The 19,104-nt window shown below is 71.1% G+C and carries 18 protein-coding genes; 9 read left to right on the top strand and 9 right to left on the bottom strand.

Features of this window, described 5'->3' with window-relative positions; genetic code table 11:
* Positions 1-369: 369 nt before the first annotated feature.
* Positions 370-1,512 (bottom strand): glycosyltransferase family 4 protein, encoded by a 1,143-nt coding sequence (locus tag EDM04_RS10740; protein WP_123621922.1) that lies wholly within the window; start codon positions 1,510-1,512, stop codon positions 370-372.
* Positions 1,513-1,812: 300 nt separating this feature from the next.
* On the opposite strand from EDM04_RS10740, the gene EDM04_RS10735 reads away from it, so the two are divergent.
* Positions 1,813-3,315 carry a lipopolysaccharide biosynthesis protein gene (locus EDM04_RS10735; RefSeq protein ID WP_123621920.1) on the top strand — a complete coding sequence of 501 codons (1,503 nt, stop codon included), beginning with the start codon at positions 1,813-1,815 and terminating at the stop codon, positions 3,313-3,315.
* Between the two features lie 22 nt (positions 3,316-3,337).
* On the opposite strand, the gene EDM04_RS10730 is transcribed toward EDM04_RS10735, so the two are convergent.
* The 5 genes from EDM04_RS10730 to EDM04_RS10710 all read right to left on the bottom strand — a co-directional run bounded on the left by EDM04_RS10730 (position 3,338) and on the right by EDM04_RS10710 (position 7,834).
* Positions 3,338-4,504 carry a hypothetical protein gene (locus EDM04_RS10730; protein WP_123621918.1) on the bottom strand — a complete coding sequence of 389 codons (1,167 nt, stop codon included), beginning with the start codon at positions 4,502-4,504 and terminating at the stop codon, positions 3,338-3,340.
* Positions 4,505-4,888: a phosphoribosyl-AMP cyclohydrolase gene (hisI, locus tag EDM04_RS10725; RefSeq protein WP_123621916.1), complete on the bottom strand. Its 384-nt coding sequence runs from the start codon at positions 4,886-4,888 to the stop codon at positions 4,505-4,507.
* 45 nt (positions 4,889-4,933) lie between these two features.
* On the bottom strand, positions 4,934-5,398 hold the full coding sequence (locus tag EDM04_RS10720; protein ID WP_123621914.1) for an N-acetyltransferase: 465 nt from the start codon (positions 5,396-5,398) through the stop codon (positions 4,934-4,936).
* A 1-nt stretch (position 5,399) separates the two neighbouring features.
* Positions 5,400-6,731 (bottom strand): DUF92 domain-containing protein, encoded by a 1,332-nt coding sequence (locus EDM04_RS10715; protein ID WP_206424450.1) that lies wholly within the window; start codon positions 6,729-6,731, stop codon positions 5,400-5,402.
* 323 nt (positions 6,732-7,054) lie between these two features.
* Positions 7,055-7,834 (bottom strand): HAD-IIA family hydrolase, encoded by a 780-nt coding sequence (locus tag EDM04_RS10710; RefSeq protein WP_123621912.1) that lies wholly within the window; start codon positions 7,832-7,834, stop codon positions 7,055-7,057.
* A 162-nt stretch (positions 7,835-7,996) separates the two neighbouring features.
* On the opposite strand from EDM04_RS10710, the gene EDM04_RS10705 reads away from it, so the two are divergent.
* Both EDM04_RS10705 and EDM04_RS10700 read left to right on the top strand, forming a co-directional pair.
* Positions 7,997-8,770, top strand: a complete 774-nt coding sequence (locus EDM04_RS10705; protein ID WP_123621909.1) for a GTP cyclohydrolase III — start codon at positions 7,997-7,999, stop codon at positions 8,768-8,770.
* Positions 8,771-8,908: 138 nt separating this feature from the next.
* Positions 8,909-9,139, top strand: coding sequence for a hypothetical protein (locus EDM04_RS10700; RefSeq protein WP_123621907.1), 231 nt, complete (start codon positions 8,909-8,911; stop codon positions 9,137-9,139).
* Between the two features lie 104 nt (positions 9,140-9,243).
* Here EDM04_RS10700 and EDM04_RS10695 read toward each other — a convergent pair whose 3' ends face one another.
* The 3 genes from EDM04_RS10695 to EDM04_RS10685 form a co-directional block, all read right to left on the bottom strand.
* Positions 9,244-9,450: a hypothetical protein gene (locus EDM04_RS10695; RefSeq protein ID WP_123621905.1), complete on the bottom strand. Its 207-nt coding sequence runs from the start codon at positions 9,448-9,450 to the stop codon at positions 9,244-9,246.
* Between the two features lie 81 nt (positions 9,451-9,531).
* Positions 9,532-10,092 (bottom strand): PadR family transcriptional regulator, encoded by a 561-nt coding sequence (locus EDM04_RS10690; protein WP_123621903.1) that lies wholly within the window; start codon positions 10,090-10,092, stop codon positions 9,532-9,534.
* A 91-nt stretch (positions 10,093-10,183) separates the two neighbouring features.
* A complete protein-coding gene (locus tag EDM04_RS10685) occupies positions 10,184-11,404 on the bottom strand; it encodes a lycopene cyclase domain-containing protein (RefSeq protein WP_123621901.1) in 1,221 nt (406 codons plus the stop codon).
* A 136-nt stretch (positions 11,405-11,540) separates the two neighbouring features.
* On the opposite strand from EDM04_RS10685, the gene EDM04_RS10680 reads away from it, so the two are divergent.
* The 6 genes from EDM04_RS10680 (at position 11,541) to tgtA (ending at position 19,099) form a co-directional block, all read left to right on the top strand.
* Positions 11,541-13,139 (top strand): heme-binding protein, encoded by a 1,599-nt coding sequence (locus EDM04_RS10680; RefSeq protein WP_123621899.1) that lies wholly within the window; start codon positions 11,541-11,543, stop codon positions 13,137-13,139.
* 594 nt (positions 13,140-13,733) lie between these two features.
* Positions 13,734-14,198, top strand: a complete 465-nt coding sequence (locus EDM04_RS10675; RefSeq protein ID WP_123621896.1) for a universal stress protein — start codon at positions 13,734-13,736, stop codon at positions 14,196-14,198.
* Between the two features lie 116 nt (positions 14,199-14,314).
* Positions 14,315-15,577, top strand: coding sequence for a DHH family phosphoesterase (locus EDM04_RS10670; RefSeq protein ID WP_123621894.1), 1,263 nt, complete (start codon positions 14,315-14,317; stop codon positions 15,575-15,577).
* Positions 15,578-15,657: 80 nt separating this feature from the next.
* Positions 15,658-16,650, top strand: coding sequence for a carbohydrate kinase family protein (locus EDM04_RS10665; protein WP_123621892.1), 993 nt, complete (start codon positions 15,658-15,660; stop codon positions 16,648-16,650).
* A 54-nt stretch (positions 16,651-16,704) separates the two neighbouring features.
* Positions 16,705-17,499: a Nif3-like dinuclear metal center hexameric protein gene (locus EDM04_RS10660; protein WP_123621890.1), complete on the top strand. Its 795-nt coding sequence runs from the start codon at positions 16,705-16,707 to the stop codon at positions 17,497-17,499.
* Between the two features lie 94 nt (positions 17,500-17,593).
* The gene (tgtA, locus tag EDM04_RS10655) at positions 17,594-19,099 is read left to right on the top strand and encodes a tRNA guanosine(15) transglycosylase TgtA (protein ID WP_123621888.1); all 1,506 of its coding nucleotides are present in this window, start codon (positions 17,594-17,596) and stop codon (positions 19,097-19,099) included.
* Positions 19,100-19,104 lie beyond the last annotated feature (5 nt).

Below are 19,104 nucleotides of genomic sequence, written 5' to 3'. Positions count from 1 at the left end.
CCGGGTCGGCGATCAGCACGCCGATCGACCGATGGTCGTTCGTGAACGGCTCCGGGTGGCTCACGTTGCCGTCGACGGCACAGATCCAGCGCCCGTCGACGTACCACGGGTCGAGGTGTGCATCCGGCCGGAGTTCCAGCCGAACCGTGCGCCGGCCCCTTCGAGTATCGACGGTGCGGGTAGTTCGCGGTCGGCGAAGTCTCCGTGTCGAGCGACGTAACTTCGTAGACGCGGACCCGCTCGCCGTGCGCGTTCGCGCAGTCCCGGTAGAACAGGACGACCCCGTCGTCGGTCACCAGCGGTCGACCGGCGGGACGCGCGGCGGTCGGTCCGCAATCACCGGGTTCTCCGGGTGCGCGTGCCAGTCGCCTACGACTCGGCCGCGCGGATCGACCGGTCGAGGCGGCGGTCGTCGCCGGCCGCCTCCCGGTAGACCTCGGTCAGCGCCTCGGCCGCTCGCGCCCAGCTCTGTGACCGCGCGTGTCGGCGGTTCGCGCGTCCGATCGACTCGAGGTCCGGGTGGTCGGACGCCCGCCGAAGGGCCTCCGCGAGGCCGTCGTCGTCGCTCGGGTCGTAGAGGAACTCGTTTTCCGGCGGGACGGTCTCCGGGAGGCAGCCGATCGCGGGCGCGATCACGGGGCGGCCGTACGAGAGCCCGAGATGCGCGGTCCCCGAGTTGAGTATCCTGCGGTACGGCAACGCGAGGACGTCGGCGGCGTTCAGGTAGTACTGGATCCGCTCGTCCGGGACGAACTCGAGGCGGGTCTCGATCCGCGGGTCGCTCCGGGCGAGCGCCGCGACCTGCGCCTCGGTCCGGTCGTCGTGCGGGTTTCCGACCAGCCACAGCTCCGCGTCCGGCGCGTCGAGGGCGGCGAACGCCTCGACGAGGTCCGGGACGCCCTTGTACTCGCGGATCAGCCCGAAGAAGAGGACCACGAAGGCGTCGTCGTCGATCCCCAGATCTCGTCTGGCCGCCTCACGGGACACGTCGTTCTCGTAGGCCGCGACGAAGCTCCCGTCGGGAACCACCGCAATCTCGTCGGCCTCCGGGACGCGGTACGCCGCGGCGATCGCGTCGGCCGCGGCGCCGCACTTGACCGTGATCGCGTCGGCGACGGCGAACACGCACTCGTTGACGATCCGCTCCGTGTGGGGGTACAATCCCTCGTGGTGCCGCTCGTTGTGGACCGTCCGGACGACGCCGACGCCGAGCAGCGAGACGAGCGCGACGTCGATCAGGAACGCGGCCGCCCGCAGGAACGAGACCAGCGCGTTCGCGGGGCCGAACCCCGTGCCGGTCGTCACGTAGTAGTCGTAGATCCAGTCGATCTGCATCGCGTCGGCGTCCGGGTTGGCGAGGGCCGCGCGCGTGAGCGGGAAGAACAGCGGGAGCGACGGCATCCGGACGTCGACGCCGGCCTCGCGGAGCGCGTCCGCCAGAAGCGTCATGTACGCGTTCTCCGGGTACCAGCTCCCGCTCATCAACAGCAGCGTGAGGTCGTCGTCGGTCATCGGCCTCCGGATCGGTCGGGCGGTTCTCCGACGGCGGGCCCGTCGGTAGTGAACGGCGACGCGGGAGGGTCGGCCCGTCGGTGTGGCGCGATCCGTCGGTGTGTCACGACGTATCGGCGCAGGAAACCTATCCGAATAAGTATACGCGGAATATTCGACTCCGGCCGGAACCGAGGGTTCCGATCCGCTTGCGTCCGGATGTTAGATGCGGCATAACAATGCCCGCGACAGTCGGAACGAGGGTATGAACCGTTCCAGCAACCCCGCCGTGCGCCTCGGGACGACCGGGCACGGCAGTCCATGAAGGACCGCCTCCGAGAGCTCGTCGAGCGTGCCGTTCCGTCGGGCTCCGTCGTCCAGCGAACCGTCAAAAGCGGGATCTGGGTGACGGCGACGAAGATGGCGGTCCGACTGTCTCAGGTCCTGATGCTGATCGTCCTCGCGCGGCTGCTCGACCCGCGCGCCTTCGGGCTGATGGGGATCGCCCTGCTCGTCCTCTCCGGGATCAGGCGGTTCACCGACATCGGGATCAACGCCGCCCTCATCCAGGACAAGAAGGAGAACGTCGACGAGTACCTCAACACGACGTGGTGTCTTGAGGCCGCGCGGGGCTTCCTCATCTTCGGTGTCCTCGCCGTCGCGGCGCCGTTCATCGCCGGGGTCTTCGACGAGCCGAGCGCGACGAACCTCATCCGGGTGCTCGGCCTGAGCCCCCTGCTGTACGGGCTTCGGAACCCCGCTATCGTCTACTTCCAGAAGGACCTCTCCTTCCACAAGGACTTCGTCTTCAAGTCGAGCGGGTCGGTCGTGCAGTTCGTGGTCGGCGTCGGCTACGCGCTCTACTCCCCGACCGTGTGGGCGCTCGTGTTCGCGACCGTGAGCAAGTCCTTCTTCAAGTTCGTCCTCTCGTACGTCCTCCACGACTACCGCCCGTGGCCGTCCTTCGACCTGGCCGTCGCGAGACGACTCATCGACTACGGCAAGTGGATCACCGGCGCGTCGATCGTCGGGTTCGTCTACAGCGAGGGCGACGACGCGTTCGTCGGCTGGTTCCTCTCCGCGACCGCCCTCGGGTTCTACCAGTACGCGTACCGGATCGCGGACCTGCCCGCGTCGGAGGCGTCCGGGATCATCTCCGAGATCACGTTCCCGGCGTACTCCCGACTGCAGGGCGACTTAGACGAACTCCGCGGCGCGCTGCTCCAGACGACGCGCCTCACCGCGTTCATCGCGTTTCCGCTGTCGTTCGGTATCGCCGCCGTGGCGCCGAGCTTCGTCCCCGCGATCCTCGGCGACGAGTGGCGTCCGATGATCACGGCGATGCAGATCCTCGCGATGTACGGGCTCTTACACGCTATCACGCGGAACTTCGGCGCCGTCTGGAAGGCGCTCGACCGCCCGGACTTCATCGTCAAGACGGGGATGCTCCGCGTGGCGTGTATCGCCGCGCTCATCTGGCCAGCGACGGCGAGGTGGGGGATCGAGGGGACCGCGCTGGTCGTCGTCGGGGTGTACGTCTTCCCGATGCTCCCGATCGACGTCTACCTCTCCGCGCGGATGGTCGAGGCCCGGCAGAGACAGCTGTACGCGGAGTACCTCTACCCGTTCGTCGCCGCCCTCTCCATGTTCGGAATCCTGTCGTACGTCGCGTCCGCGACCGACCTGACTCCGCTCGTCGAGTTCATCGTGTTGGTGCCGGCGGGTGCGGTCGTCTACTTCGCGACCGCCCTCCTGCTCGAGCGGCGGTTCGACTGGGGGATCGAGCGCAACCTGCGGATGATAAGCGACGGACTCCGGGGCTGACGCGGTCTCCGTCCCGATTTCGCTACCCGTTCTGCTCCGTCTCCGCCAGCACGTCCTCGGCGATCGACAGGGTCCGCTCCGCCGCTCGGATGCGGTCGTCGATCGTCCCGTCCGCCAACAGCTCCAGCTCCGGCTCGTCGAGCGCGTCGCGCACCGCGGCCGCGCGGCGGAGCCGCTCGTACTCCTCGCCGCGCGCGAGGTCGCGGACCGACCGGAGCGCCGCCACCGTCTCGTCGTCGGCGACCCGCGCGACGAGGGGGATCAGCTCGTCGATCTCGTAGGCCAGCTCGTCGCCGCGCGCTGGCGGCCAGTCGACCGTCAGCGGCTCGGCGTCGAGCCGCTCGACGTAGGTGCGGTGGACCGCCACCGCGGTCCGGAGCGCGCCGGGGTCGTCGACGTAGTGCTCCAGCTTCGAGTTCGAGTAGTCCGCGTACTCCAGCAGGGTCGGAAGGGGCTCCTCGCCCGCGTCGTACTCGTCGACGTACTCGCGGAGGTCGGTCGGGGGCACGTCGGCGTCGACGAACGGGGTCCCGTCGGCGCGGTCGAGGAACGAGAAGGCCTCTCGGGCCGACGCCGACGTATAGAACTCGTCGAACGCCTCGCGGACCGCGTCGTTGTACGACTCGATCGGGTCGCGGATCCGGTCCACGTCGGCGTCGAGGTCGGCGTCGGCCATCTCGGCGACCTCGCGGAGTTCCTCCAGTCGGGCGTCGAGCGCCTTCCGCGCCTCCCTCGCGGCCTTGCGCGCGGCCCGGTACTCGTCGAGGGCGTCGTCGCGGGCGTCGAGCAGCTCGACGAACTCGCCCGCCGGCTCCAGCGCGTCGCGGGCGGCGTCGAAGTCGGACTCGGAGAGCCGGCGCTTGTCGACCGCCTCGTCCGCGGCGGCGAACGCGTCGGCCGCGAGCGCGTCGTCGTCGGCGTCGACCGCCTCCCCGAACTCCCCGCGGAACTGGACGTACGAGCCGAAGTCGCCGGTGCCGACCGCGTCCTCCTCGTACCCGTCGAGCACGCGGTGCGCCCGGCGGTACGCGTCGGCGGCGGTCTCGACTCGGTCCCGGCCGAGATCCGCGATCCGGGCCTCGATCCGCGCGAGCTCGTCGTAGCGCTCGCGCAGGACCGCGGCCGCCTCGCCCGCCTCGCGGACGGGGTCGGCCTCGGTCGCGCCGGTCGTCGCTTCCGCGCCGCTCATTCAGTACACCTCGTCCGGGTCGAAGACGCGCTCGCCGACGTTCTCGCCCTCGATCGTCCGGTGGAAACACGATCGGTGTCCCGTGTGACACGCTCCCACGTTCTGGTCGACGAGGTACAGCAGGGTGTCGGCGTCGCAGTCGACCCGCACCTCGCGGACCTCTTGGGTGTGGCCGGAGGAGCCGCCCTTGTGCCACAGCTCGTCGCGAGACCGCGAGTAGTAGTGCGCCTCGCCCGTCTCGCGGGTCCGTTCGAGCGCCGCCGGCGAGACGTACGCGAGCATCAGCACCTCGCCCGAGTCGGCGTCCTGCGCGACCGCCGGGACGAGCCCGTCGTCGCCGAAGTCGACCTCGATATCCTCCGCTCTCGCGTCGGCGTCGGTCATGTCTCGCCGGACGCGCGGGGCTCGAATAGTCCTTTTGTCTGTTCTCTACTCCCGACGCAACACCAGCGCGTCGCCGTCGGCGTACGCGTCGGCGCGCCGGTCGACGACCTCGAACCCCAGCCCCTCGTACAGCGCCAGCGCGGCGTCGTTGTCGGGGTGCGCCTGTAGCGTCACGGGGCCGGCCGCGTCGTCGATCACGGCCGCGAGCAGCCCGCGAGCGCGTCCCTCCCGTCGGTGGTCGGGGTCGACCGCGAGCTCGGCGAGATGGACGCCGGGGCGGTTCGGCGCGTCGACCGGCAGCAGGTAGCCGACCGCCCGCCCGTCGGCGGCGCTGACGAGCGCCGACCCGACCGCGAGCCCGTACTCCAGTAAGTCCGGGTTCGGCTGTCGGAGGTGGTCCTGAAGCTCCCGGATCCGGACGGCGTCGGCCGGACGAGCGGCGCGGACCCTGGGGTCGGGGGCGGGGAGGGCGGCGTCGTCGCGGCGTTCCTCCGACGATCCCCCCGTCATCTCACAGCCCCACCCCGAGCGCGACGGCGGCGGCGACGGCGACGGTCGCCCCCGACAGCGTCGCGAGGAAGTTCACCGCCTGGTTCCCGATCCGCTCGCCCTCGATCAGCGCGCCGAGGAGGCTGTCGACGGTCATCCCGGCGACGCCCGCGAGGGCGACGATCCCCCCGCCGACGACCGCGTCGCCGACCGGCATCCCGACCGCGGCGAGGCCGGCGACGAGGAGCGCCCCCGCGAGCCCGGCCAGCTCGCCCTGCCACGTCACCGCGCCGTCCGTTCCCGGCTCGACGCGCCGCAGGGTCGTCACCAGTCGGGGGCCGTCGAACAGCCCGCCGATCTCCGAGGAGAGCGTGTCGGCCATCGCGGTCGCGGTCGCGCCGGCGAACGCGAAGCCGAAGACCGGGCCCGGCACGCCGACGCGGGCGGTCGCCGCGTAGCCGACGACGGCGACGAGCGCGACCGCGGAGTTCGCCAGCACGTTCCCGGTGCCGCGGGCCCCCTCGTTCTCCTGTGCGACGCCCCGGTCCGCCTTCTCGTCGAAGCGGTACTTCGACGCCAGCCCGCCGATCGCGTAAAACGAGATGAGCGTGGCGAACCAGCCGACGCCGCCGAGGACGACGGCCAACAGCGCGGACAGCACGCCCGTCAACATCCCCGGGACGGAGGCCGTGCCGAGCGCGAACGAGACGTAGCCGAGCGCGCCGGTCACCGCCAGCCCGAAGGCGACGGTGGGGACCGTGACCGTCGGGTCCACCGCGACGAACCCCCAGACGGCGAACGCGACGACGATGACCGTGATGTGCGCGTCTCGGTCGAACACGAGCGACCTGACCAGCGCCGCCGCCAGCGCGGCCACGGCCGCGAGGAAGACGACTTCCGGGAGGGCGTCGACGAGCCCCGCGCCGTCGGTCTGGAGCAGGACGCCGACCTGTCCGGCGAGGGCGCCGAGCGTGCCGCCGGCGACGTACCCCGCCACGAGGGAGAACTCGGCGGCGTCGCGCTCGACGGCGACCGCGCGACCGAGGCGGCCGCAGCCGACCGCGAGCGTCGCCGCGGCGAACGCCTCGTACGGGAGCGGGGCGCGGGGGAGGGAGGCGAACAGCGCGAGGCCGGCGGCCGCGAGCGCGAACGCGACGAAGCCGTAGAGGCGCTCCTCCTCGCGGTCGCCGGGTAACGCGAGCGTCTCGAACCACTCGCCGTCGCGGACCCCGAAGAAGGCGAGGCCGGCGGCGGCGAGGAACGGCACGGCGGCGGCGTCGCCGAGCGCGGGCGCGAGGACGGCGACAGCGGCCACCGCGGCGAAGACACTCGCCCGTCGAAGCCTCCGTGTCACGTTCTCGGGTACCCGGGACGCGCACTTAACGGTCCCGACAACGCCCCGTCGCCGTCGGGGGACGCTCACCGCGCGGTCACGCGGTTACTCGGTCGCGCAGTCTCCGGCCTCTCAGTAGCGGTACTCGTTGAACTGTACCGCGTGCCCCTCGATCACGCGGACGGCCTGTTCCGGGTCCTCCTCGTCGGCCGTTCCGTTCTCGTGTGAGGCAACGTCTCTCATACGTCTACTGAAACGACTTCTACTGATAAACGTTACCCACGCAGCGGAAGTGATAGACGCCGCGACAGCCGCTCGAAAGCCCGATCGCACCGGCGAGTCCCTCAGCAGAGGAGGCGGTCGACGTCGCCGAGATCGTCGAGCACGTGGTCCGGCGAGACGCTCGCGTCCGCGAGTGCGGCCTCGTCGGTGACGCCGGACAGCACGAGCGCGGTGGTCATCCCGGCGCGCTCGCCGAGCGCGATGTCGGTGTTCAGCCGGTCGCCGACGACGAGACACTCCTCGGACGGGTACGGGAGCCGCTCGCGGACCATCTCGATCGCGGTGTCCGAGGGCTTCCCGAGGACCGCGTCCGGCTCGCGCTCGGCGACGCCCGCGATCGCGTTGATCACGGCGCCGGACCCCGGCACGTCGCGCTCGGGGGCCGGGATCACCACGTCGGGGTCGGTGCCGATGAAGGGGATGTCGCGCTCCAGCGCCCACAGGGCGGTACAGAGGTCGTCGTAGTCGAACTCCCGGTCGATCGAGGCGACGAGCGCGTCCGCGGCCTCTATGTCGTCGGTCGTCGCGAGCCCGGCCGCCTCGAACTGGTCGATCAGCCCCGGGGCGCCGATACACAGCAGCTCGTCGTCCGCGTGGCGCTCGCGCAGGTAGCGCGTCGTCACTGTTCCGGCCGTGAACACCTGATCCGCGTCGATCTCGTAGCCCGCGTTGCCCAGCCGGTCGACGTACGCCGGCGGGGCCTTCGTCGGGTTGTTCGAGACGAACAGCGTCTCGATACCGGCCTCGCGGAGCCGGCGGTAGCCCGCCGGCGCGCCCGGGATCGGCTCGTCGCCCCGCACCGCCGTGCCGTCCACGTCCAGGACGGCGCCGCTGAACTCCATGAGAGGTGTCCGGGAGCCACCGACGTAGGGATTGCGGCGCTCCGGTACTCGCATCCGGCGATCCGATCTCGCGATTCGTCCCTCGCGTTTCAGATCCGATACCGGTTCCACCTTCGGGATAACGGAAGCGTAAAGCGGGGGCGTTCCCAACCGTCGGTCACTGTGACGACGACTCAGGTGACGCTGGTCCAGATCGACAACTACGGGCCGTGGACGGTGACGCCGGAGCCTCGCCGGGAGATGGACCTCCAGGCGCTCCAGTCGCGGCTCTTCGCCGACATCGCCCAGTTCATGGGTCCGCGGGACGCCTACGTCTTCTCCACCCGTTACGACAACATGATCGCCGTGACGAACGGCGTCGACGGCGCGGCCCACGCGGCGCTCCAGGAGTCGATCGGGAACCGCTACCCGGTGAGCGTCAGCCTCGGGACCGGGGTCGCCGAGCGTCCCATCGACGCCTTGGAAGCCGCCAACCGCCTGCTGCAGACCGAGGGGAGCGCGCAGGACGAGGGTCGGACCGAGGTGCTCGCCGGCGACTACCTCACCGAGACGAACCCGTCTGACCTCCAGATCGCTCACTTCGACGTGGTGAACGTGACCGGGAAGTACACCGACCGCCTCAACGAGTTCGACACCTTCCTGAACGTCGAGCGCGCCTACGGGTCGCTGACGCGGTACCTCCGCGAGACCCACGGCGCCCTCTCCTTCTTCGTCGGCGGCGACAACGTCGTCGCCGTCTGCCCGGACCTCCCCGAGCGGGCGTTCGCCGATGCCGTCGCGCACGTGGCCGACGACGCCGGCATCGAACTGCAGGTCGGCGTCGGCCGCGGCGCCTCCGCCCACGAGGCCGGCTTCGCGGCCAAACACGCGCTCGAGGCGTGCCGCGACGGCGGGACGAGCGTGGAGCTCTCCGGCGCGCCGGTTCTCGGCGACTGATCGCCGCGCCCGCGCCGCTCGCCGTTTCCACTTCCCTGCCCGCCTCCCGATTCCCGCTCTCGCGCTGACCCGTCGGTTATCGAGAGTGAAAATTTGGCTGTGACGTTTTTATAGGGTCGTTCGCAACGCTCGGGTAACATGTCCGATGACATAGTGTTCGTCTGCACGGCGGACGGCTGTGACGAGGGGCCGTGGGAAGGGTCCCACGACGCGATGGCGCACTGCGCCGACCACCCGGACCACGGGTACACGGGGCGACCGCGCGACGAGGTCGCCGAGGTCATTCCCGCGACGGCGACGCGGAAGCGCGACAACCGGAACTTACAGCACAAGGGTCACCCCAAGGGTGCGCTCGCGCAGGACGACTGACCGAGTTCGCGACCGGACCGCCCGCGGGACCCGCGTTCGCGGCTGGGACCGACTCCCGGCGATCGGCGTCTCGCGGCCCCGCGACGACTGACGACGTCCTCCTCTCAGGCCTCGTCGAAGAGCCCGAGGTCCTCGGCGACGAGGTCCGCCAGCCGGTCTTTCAGCGCGGGGTCGACCTCCGCGATCTCCTCCCCGTCGTGTTTCCCGTCGTTGTGCTTCTCGAGCGCGTCCGCCACGTCCGCGAGCGGGACGCTGGTCTCCGTCTCGCACTCGGTGCACACGATCGGGACGGACGGTTCGTCGGTGGACATTGTCCGAGTAGTCGCGGGTGACCCGTATAGGCCTTCGGGACGGGACCGATTTCGGGGTCTCGTTTCGGGCGGCCCCCTCCGTCAGTCCGCGTCCGACCCCTCGCCGTCCGCGGCGTCGACCGTCTCGTCGCCGCCGCCGTCGGCCGCCGCGTAGAACTCCTCCGGCGTGGCGTCGATCCGCTCGAACTCGCCGAAGTCGCGCTCGTGGTGGCGGATCGTCTGCTCGACGATCCACGCGCTGTAGCGCTCGGAGTACTCCCAGTCGCCCTCGGCGTCGTCGACCTCGAACCGGTCGTCGGTCGCGAGCGCCGAGTAGAGGTGATAGAAGCCGAGCACCACGTCGCCGAACTCCTTCGCCTCGGCGCCGATCTCGCGGCGCTTCTCGGCGAGCTCCTCGCGGCCCGCGTCGGTGAGCGCGAAGTACTTGCGGTCGGGCTCGTCGTCGCGCTCGACGCGCTCGGCGACGCCTTCCTCCTCGAACTTGTAGAGGATCGGGTAGACGGAGCCGTACGACGGCTCCCAGTGGCCGCCGCTAATCGAGGTGATCTCGCCCAACAGCTCGTACCCGTACCGGGGCCGCTCGTCGAGCAGCTCTAACACGAGATACGAGATCAGTCCTTTCGGCGGCCCGCTTTTCCGCATCGTCCCTACGTATCCGAGTCGTCGTGAAAGCGTTTCGGTCGTGGCGATCGACGCCTCACCGCAGGGCGGGGGGACGGAACCGAGAGGGCGTTCACGGGTGCGGCTCGCTCCGAGCCGCCTCGTCCGATGCGCTCCGAGCCGCCGCGTCTGACTCCGCAGAGAGCGTTCGGATGGTCTCGTGAACGCCGAGGACGAGAGCCGGCACGACGACCATGAAAATGTGCTCTTCGATCGGGATCCCGAACAGGTCGTACCCGGTGCGCATCGCGATCTCGAAGACGCCCACCTCCAGCGTGTACCAGTCCCAGAGGTACGCGATCGGGTACAGAGCCGCGATCGTCCGGGCCGCCTGACGGAGCGCGCCGGCGTAGCGGAGCAGACCGACGGCGAGCGCCCCGAAGACGACCTCGGTGGCGAGGTACGTGTACGGCCCGAGCACCGTGATGTCCGGAAGCGCCGCGCCGGACAGCGGTCGGAACCAGACGGCCACGAGCAGCAGGGCCAGGAAGACGTAGGCGCCGCGGATCAAAAGCATCGTCGCGATCGTCGGGCCGGCCCGGCTGGCCACCAGCGCGATCGAGCCGAACGCGAGCGCCGCGGCCGGCGCCGACGGGGGGAACAGCCCGGCGATCGTTCCCCAGAGCACGCCGACGAGCCCGGCCGTTAGCAGGGAAAAGGCCAGCGTCCGGGCTCGCGATCGACCGAGCAGCACCGAGACGGTCCGCTTGTCGATCGACCTGTCGTACGCGTAGTCCTGCTCGTCGTCGATGATCTTCACTCCGGCGAGCGTCGCGAGGAAGACGAGCGCGAACCCGAGTATCGTCGCGGTCAACTCGGTCGTCTGGACGTAGAACCCGCCGAGCAGCGCGAGCGCGATGCCGGTCGGGTACCCCAGCGTCGTGGTGACCGGGTTCGTGTCGAGCTGCGGCGCGTGGAGGTACCCGACGAACCAGGTCGGCAGGGTGACGAGCGCGGCGCCCGGGCCGACGAGGGCGCCGAGCGCGAGCGTACAGGCGGCGAACCCGACGCCAGCGGCGACCAGCGAGAGCCGACAGCCGCGGACGGTCATCGGGTGGTCGTCGTCCTCGCCGCGCCGGTGGAAGTCGACGTAGCCGTCCTTCACGTGCGCCGTGTACACCGCGAAGAAGATCGCGCACATGTGGATCGCGCCGGCCGAGAGCGCGAACTCGCCGGCGACGGCGGCCCCGAACCACGAGGCCGCGAGCGGCGGCAACATGAACACCGGGTGGACCTGCGAGAGCAGCGCTCGGAGGTCGGCTCCCAGTCCGCGCTCGTGCCGGGCGATTGCCATGTGTCACCAATGCGCTAAGCACGATTAATGTTATTGGGAGCTTCACCGGTGTAATCGCGCAATTCCCCGAGGGGATGCCGGTCCGATCGCGCCGCCGACTCGCAAACCCCTAAGTCCCGGCGGCCCAAGCCGCCGTATGGTCGAGGCACCACAGACCGAAGAGGGGTGGTTCGCGCTGCACGACTTCCGGTCCATTGACTGGGACGCGTGGCGCGACGCCCCCGAGCGAGAGCGGAAACGGGCGATCGAGGAGGGGAAGGACTTCCTGAAACACCGCGAGCTGGTCGCCGACGCCGGGGAGGGCGACTCCGGGCTGTTCTCCGTGCTCGGGCACAAGGCGGACCTCCTGTTCGTCCACTTCCGCCCCGCGCTCGACGACTTGTCGTCGATCGAGCGCCGGTTCGAGAACACGGCGCTCGCGAAGTTCACCGAACAGACCACCTCCTACGTCTCCGTCACCGAGGTCTCCGGCTACGTCTCCGACGAGTACTTCGAGGACCCCGAATCGGTCGACGCGGGCCTCAAACGCTACATCGAGGGGAAGCTGACGCCGGAGATCCCCGACGACGAGTACGTCTGCTTCTACCCGATGAGCAAGCGCCGCGGCGAGGAGTACAACTGGTACGACCTCTCCTTCGAGGACCGCGCCGACCTCATGGCCGACCACGGCGAGGTCGGCAAGGAGTACGCCGGCAAGATCAAGCAGGTGATCGCCTCCTCCGTCGGCCTCGACGACCACGAGTGGGGCGTCACCCTGTTCGGCTCGGACCCGACGGACATCAAGGACATCGTCTACGAGATGCGCTTCGACCCCGCCTCCTCGCGGTACGGCGAGTTCGGCGACTTTTACATCGGCCGCCGGTTCCCGCCCGCGGACCTGGGCGCGTACCTCGCGGGCGAGACGGTGCCGACGGGCGACGGCGACGCCGTCGACGCGGAAGGCGGCCACGGTCACGCTCACGGCGAGGGCAGCCACCACGGGCAGGGTGGCGACGGGCACGGCCACGGCGAGGGCCGCGACCACGCCGGCTCCGGCGGCGGCTCCGCACACGGCGACCACCCCCACGGCGAGGGAGAGGCGAGCGGGGAGGGCGATCACCCGCACGGGGGCGAGGAGGGCGCTGGCGGCGAGGGGGGAGACGACCCCTCCGACGCCGACATCCGCGGCGAGCTCGCGGACCTCGACATCTACGCCGGCAAGCCGAGCGGCGAGGACGTGTACGCGACCGTGCTCTACAGCGAGGCCGACGTCGACGAGCTGTTCGACGAGGTCGAGGGGCTCCGCGGCAACTTCGACCACTACGGCACCCACGTGAAGACGGCGGTGTACGAGGGCCGCGTCACCGACCGCGCCGCGGTCGTCTCCATCTGGGACACGGCCTCCGCCGCCGAGACCGCGGCCGGCTTCCTCTCGGAGCTGCCGGAGGTCGTCGCCCGCGCCGGCGAGGAGTCCGGCTTCGGCACGATGGGGATGTTCTACACCGTCAAACCGGAGCACCAGGGGGACTTCACCGACACGTTCGACGACGTGGGGGAGATCCTCGCGGAGATGGACGGCCACGTCGAGACCGACCTGATGCTGAACGTCGAAGACGAGAACGACATGTTCATCGCCAGCCAGTGGCACGCGAAGGAGGACGCGATGGCCTTCTTCGGCTCCGACGAGTTCCGCGAGACGGTCCAGTGGGGCCGCGAGGTGTTAGCGGATCGCCCGCGGCACGTCTTCCTGGCGTAGGCGAGGCGGTACGCGGATCGGGGTTTATAAGTGGTTTTCGGGGTGGTTGATCGGTTATACGCGCCTATCACGGATCCCGCGAGTGACGAGACGGACACCTCCAAAGCCCCAGCCGCGAGGCGGGCGCACGCTCGCTGCGCGCTTCAGTCACTCGCGCTGCTCGCTCCTTCCAGTGCTTACATCGCCTGCGCCCGCCTCGCGGCTGCCCCTTTGAGTCCCACCCGCCCGCACAGCACCGCCGGAAGACGGTCCTGCTCGCTCACTCCGTTCGCTGCGCGGGCTGCGACTTCCGTGCTCCCGCTCGCTCCGCTCGCGGGACCGCAGCCTCACACCTCCCCAGCCTCGCGGTTCGCGCTCTTCGAGCGCTCACCGCGTCCAGCGAGGGACCGAAGGTCCCTCTGGCAGCCGGCGCGTAGCGCCGGCGACCTCGCGCGTGCTCCTCGCGGCCGCCTTCGGCGGCCACTCGGAGGCACGCGCCACCGCACCGCCTCGATCCGTGGTTGCTCTCGTTGCTACCGTACTTCCCGCCGTCGATCGCCGGGCCTCCAGATCCGACCGCGTGTTTTTAACTACCGGCTCGCCGAACGGGGTGGTATGTTCGACACGATCGTGGTCGCGACCGACGGCTCAGACAGCGTCCGCCGGGCCGTCGCCGTCGCGGTCGACGTCGCCGCGCGGTTCGACGCCGAGGTCCACGCCGTCTACATCGTCGACAGCGGCGAGGTCGAGTCCACGCCGGACGAGGTCCGAGACGACCTCCGCGAGGCGCTCGACGACCGCGGCGAGGACGCGCTCGGCGAGGTGACCGACGCCGCGACCGAGCGCGACCCGAGCCTCGACATCACGACCGAGGTGCGAGAGGGCCGCCCCGCGCCCGAGATCGCCGGGTACGCCCGCGAGGTCGACGCAGACGTGGTGGCGATGGGGACGCGCGGGCGACACGGCGAGAACCGGTTCCTCATCGGCTCGGTCGCCGAGCGCGTCGTCCGGACGTGCCCGGTCCCCGTGCTCACCGTCCGACAGCTCACCGACGAGGACCCGCGGCGGACAACGATCTAAGGCGGTCGTGTAAGACGGCGATCTAAGACGACGATCCGGGAGTCACGACCCGCAATCCGGGCCGTTCGACCGCCAGAGAACGGCGGAGTTTTCCCCCTCCCGCCCGGCGCGACGGTATGGACGACGAACTCATCGACGAGACGGACATCCCCCGCTCGCGGTACACGCGGCTGCCCGGCAAGGGCTTCTTCTACCCGGACTCGCTGGACGAGGAGCGCGCCGAGCGGCGCGCGAAGGAGGCGATCGAGGGCAGCGAGGCGGTCGTCGTCGCCGACGGCGACGCCGACGGGCTCGCCTGCGCGGCGATGGTCCGGGAGGCGTACGACGCCGCGCTCGACGCCGCGGACTTCGAGGCGGCCATCGCGGCGCGGCTCGGTGAGGGGGAGGAGTCCGAGTCGGCGGACGGCGAAGCCGACGAGGGGTCCGACGATCCGGACGGAGACGACCCCACCGAGGACGCCCACGCGCAGTCGCCGGTCGGGCTGGTCGCCGCCGGGCCGTACTCCATCGACACGTCGCTCGAACGCGTGCTCGCGTACGCCGACGACGACGTGGATCTGTTCGTCTGTGACCTCTGTCCCGACGACTACGAGTGGATCGCCGAGCCGCTGGAGGCGCTCGCGGAGTCGACCGCCTCGATCCGGTGGTTCGACCACCACCAGTGGGACGAGGCGACCGCCGCGGCGGTCCGCGACCTCGGCGTCGACCTCGTGGTCGGCGAGTCCGACGAGGAGTGTACCGCCGACGTGGCGCTCCGCTCGCTCGACCACGACTTCGACGAGCGGTGGGCCGAGCTGACGGCCGTGACCCGCGACCACGACCTCTGGATCAAGGAGGACCCGCGCTCGGACGACCTGGCCGACTACTCCTACTGGGCCGGTAGCGAGGAGTACGCGACGATCGTGGGCGCGTACGGCGCCGACCTCCCCGAGACGGTCCGGGAGTTCGTCGCGGATCGACGCGTCGAGAAGGAGGCCCGGATCGACGCCGCCGTCGACCGCGCGGTCACCCACGAGGTCGGCGAGTGGAGCGTCGCGGTGACGTACGGGCGGTGCTCGCAGAACGAGGTCGCGGAGACGCTCCGAGAGGGGGGCGCCGACGCCGCGGTGATCGTCAAGCCCGCCGGCTCCGCGTCGATCCGCGGCTCCGAGGACTTTCAGCACGCCCACGAGGTCGCCGGGAAGGTGAACGGGGGCGGCCACCCGCAGGCAGCCGGCTGCAAGCCCGACATCTACGACGACATGCTCGACTACGCGCAGCACTGGACGACCGAGGGGCAGGCCTGCAAGCGGGTCATCCTCGCGGCGTTCGAGGCGGTCGCTGAGGAGGTCGCGGCGGCGGAGGGCGAAGCCGAGGACGACGAAGGCGACGAGGAGTAAGTACGGAGTCGGTCGGTGAGCCGCCGACCCCGCCGGCGAACCGCGAACTTTCATACCGGCCGGCGACGCTCCTTTCACTCATGACGGACATCCTCGTGGTCGGAGAGACGCTCGTCGACATGCTTCCCGGGCCCGGCGAGACGCTGCGGGACGTTGACGGCTTCACGCATCGCCCGGGCGGCGCCCCGGCCAACGTCGCGGTCGGGCTCTCGCGGCTCGGTGCGCCGCCGGCGTTCTGGACCCGACTCGGCGACGACCCGTTCGGCGACTTCCTTCGGGAGACGCTCGACGAGGAGGGGGTCCCGGACGCGCTCTCTCGACGCGTCGCCGGCAACACCACCCTCGCGGTGGTCTCGCCGCCGGGCGTCGACGGTCGACGCTTCCGCTTTTACGGCTCGCGGGACGTGACGTTCGGGTTCGAGCCCGAGGCGGTCCCGGCCGACGTGCTGGCGTCGGTCTCGTGGGTCCACATCGGCGGCGTCGCCCTGACGCACCCCGCGGGCCGGACCGCGATGCGCAGGGCGGCCGCCGTGGCCGACGAGCGCGGCTGCACCGTCTCGTTCGACGTGAACTACCGTCCGGACCTGGTTCCGGAGGGGGATCGGGACGCGGTGGTCGAGGCGATCCGCGACGTGCTCGGGGACACCGACGTGGCGTTCGCCAGCGACGAGGACGTGGCGGCGACGGGTATCTCCTCGCACGAGGGCGAAGACCTGGCCCGAGACCTCTTGGAGTTCGGGCCGCACACGGCGGTCGTCACCCTCGGCTCCGCGGGCGCGGTCGCGGCGAGCTCGGCCGCGGCGCCGTGGGGCGAGACGACCGCGCGCCACGGCGGGTTCTCGGTCGCGGCGGTCGACGCCACCGGCGCGGGCGACGCGTTCACCGCGGGACTGATACGCCGGCTGGCCGCGCGGGCGGACGGCGCCACTTCGCCCGCGGCGGCCGAGGCCGACCTCGAGGACGCGCTCGCGTTCGCCAACGCGACGGCCGCGCTCTCGGTGCAGGACCGCGGCGGGATGACGGCGCTCCCCGACCGCGAGGCCGTCGAGGCGTTCGTCGCCGACGAGTCGTAACCCCCGACCGCCGGGAGCCGCGCGCTTTATCTCCCGCCCGGCGCACGCCTCGGTATGGAACGCTCCGAGTACGTGCGGCGGCTCGACGACCGGCTCGACACGGCGGCGTACGCCGACGTCGACGCCAGCGCGAACGGGTTACAGGTGGGGTCGGACCGGGGGGAGATCGATCGCGTCGCCTTCGCGGTCGACGCCGCGGACGCGACGATCGAGGCCGCGGCCGACGCGGGCGCCGACGTCCTCGTCGTCCACCACGGAATCTCGTGGGGCGGGATCGACCGCGTCACGGGTCGGACCTACGACCGGATCGCGGCGCTCGCCGAACACGACATCGCCCTGTACGTCTCCCATCTCCCGCTCGACGGCCACCCCGACCTCGGCAACGCCGCCGGCGTCGCGGCGGAGCTCGGCCTCGGCGACCGGGAACCGTTCGGCGAGATCGGCCCGGTCACGATCGGGACGATCGGCGAGACGGACGCGCCGCGGTCGGCCGCGTCGATCCGCGAGGCGCTCGACGGGTTCGAGGGGCAGCCGGACGGGGAGGGCGGGGGCGAGATCGAGGCGTCTCCGACGCAGGTCGTCGACTTCGGCCCCGACGAGATCGAGCGCGTCGCGGTCGTCACCGGGTCCGGCAGCGACTGGCTCGACGAGGCGGTCGACGCGGGGGCCGACGCCCTGGTCACGGGCGAGGGGAAGGGACGGGTGTACCACGACGCGCGAGAGGCCGGACTCACCGTTTTCCTCGCGGGTCACTACGCGACCGAGACGTTCGGCGTGCGGTCGCTGCAGGCGCTGACCGAGGAGTGGGGGGTGGAAACGACGTACGTGAGCCATCCGACGGGGCTCTGAATCGGGGGCGCTCGCGGCCGGGGGCGACGCCGGGACCGCTCGCCCCGTCGCCCCCGAACGCAACCCTTACCGCCCGCGTCCCCGCACTCCGGGTATGCGCGATCACTTCGAGATCCGGGACCACGACGCCGCCGGGCGGATCGGGCGGCTGGAGGTCCCCCGCGCCGGGGTGACCGTCGAGACGCCGGCGCTCCTTCCGGTCGTCAACCCCAACGTCCTCACGATAGAGCCGCGGCGGCTCGCCGAGGAGTTCGGCGCGGAGATGCTGATCACCAACTCCTACATCATCCGGAGCACCGACCGGATCCGCGACCGCGTGCTGGCGGAGGGGCTCCACGACTTTTTGGGGTTCGACGGCGCGATCATGACCGACTCCGGCTCCTTCCAGCTCGCCGAGTACGGCGACATCGACGTGACCACCGAAGAGATCATCGAGTTCCAGCGCGAGATCGGGAGCGACGTGGCCACCCCGGTCGACGTGCCGACGCCGCCCGACGTCGACCGCGAGCGCGCCGAGCGCGAGCTAGAGACGACCCGGAAGGCCCTCGCCGACGCGGAGGCCGCGGAGACGGGCGAGATGCTCGTCAACGCCCCCGTCCAGGGGTCGACGTTCCCCGATCTCCGCGAGGAGGCGGGGAGACACGCGAGTGCGACCGACCTGGACGTGTTCCCCGTCGGCGCGATGGTCCCCCTCCTCAACTCCTACCGCTACGCCGAGGTCGTCGAGGCGGTCCGCGCCGCGAAGCGCGGGCTCGACCCCGACGCCCCGGTCCACCTGTTCGGCGCGGGCCACCCGATGATGCTCGCGCTGGCGGTCGCGGCCGGCTGCGACCTGTTCGACTCGGCGGCCTACGCGCTGATGGCGCGCGACGGCCGGTACCTGACCGTCTCGGGCACCGAACACCTCGAGGACATGGAGTACTTCCCCTGCTCGTGTCCGGTCTGCGCCGAGCACACGCCCGCGGAGCTCCGGGATCTGGACGGGGGCACTGGGGACGGCGACGACGACCGAACCGCGGAGGAGCTTCTCGCCGAGCACAACCTCCACGTCACGTTCGAGGAGCTGCGACGCGTGAAGGCCGCGATCCGCTCGGGGAACCTCCTCCAGCTCGTCGACCGTCGCGCCCGCGGCCACCCCGCGATGCTCGACGGGCTCCGGACCCTCCTCGACCACGCCGACGAGCTGGAAGAGACCGACCCGGTCTCGAAGGACGCGTTCTTCTACACCTCCCACGAGTCGGCCCGCCGCCCCGAGGTCCGGCGACACCGCGACCGGCTCTCGCGGCTCGCGGTCCCCGACCGGCTCCTCCTCACCGAGTCGGACGCGCCCTCCGAGCACGACTACGACGCGGTGTGGCGCGTGAAACCGCCCTTCGGCCCCTTCCCGCGCGCGCTCTCCGAGACGTACCCGCTCACCGCGGAGGTTCCCGAGCGCGTCGACGGCGCGGCGCAGGTCGCGGCCGCCGAAGGGGTCGCCAGCCTCGCCGACGCCAACCCCGAGGCCGCGATCACCCTCGGCCACGACGACTGGGTGCCGCGGGCGCTCGACGCCGTGCCGGACCGCGTCGAAACGGAGAACCTGCGGCACCTCGGTCGCTGAGCGCG

Source organism: Halorubrum sp. CSM-61, assembly GCF_003781945.1.
In the GTDB taxonomy this organism is placed as follows: Archaea; Halobacteriota; Halobacteria; order Halobacteriales; family Haloferacaceae; genus Halorubrum.
Note: the sequence above shows the minus strand (reverse complement) of the source record. Positions and strands in the feature narration are given on the sequence as shown.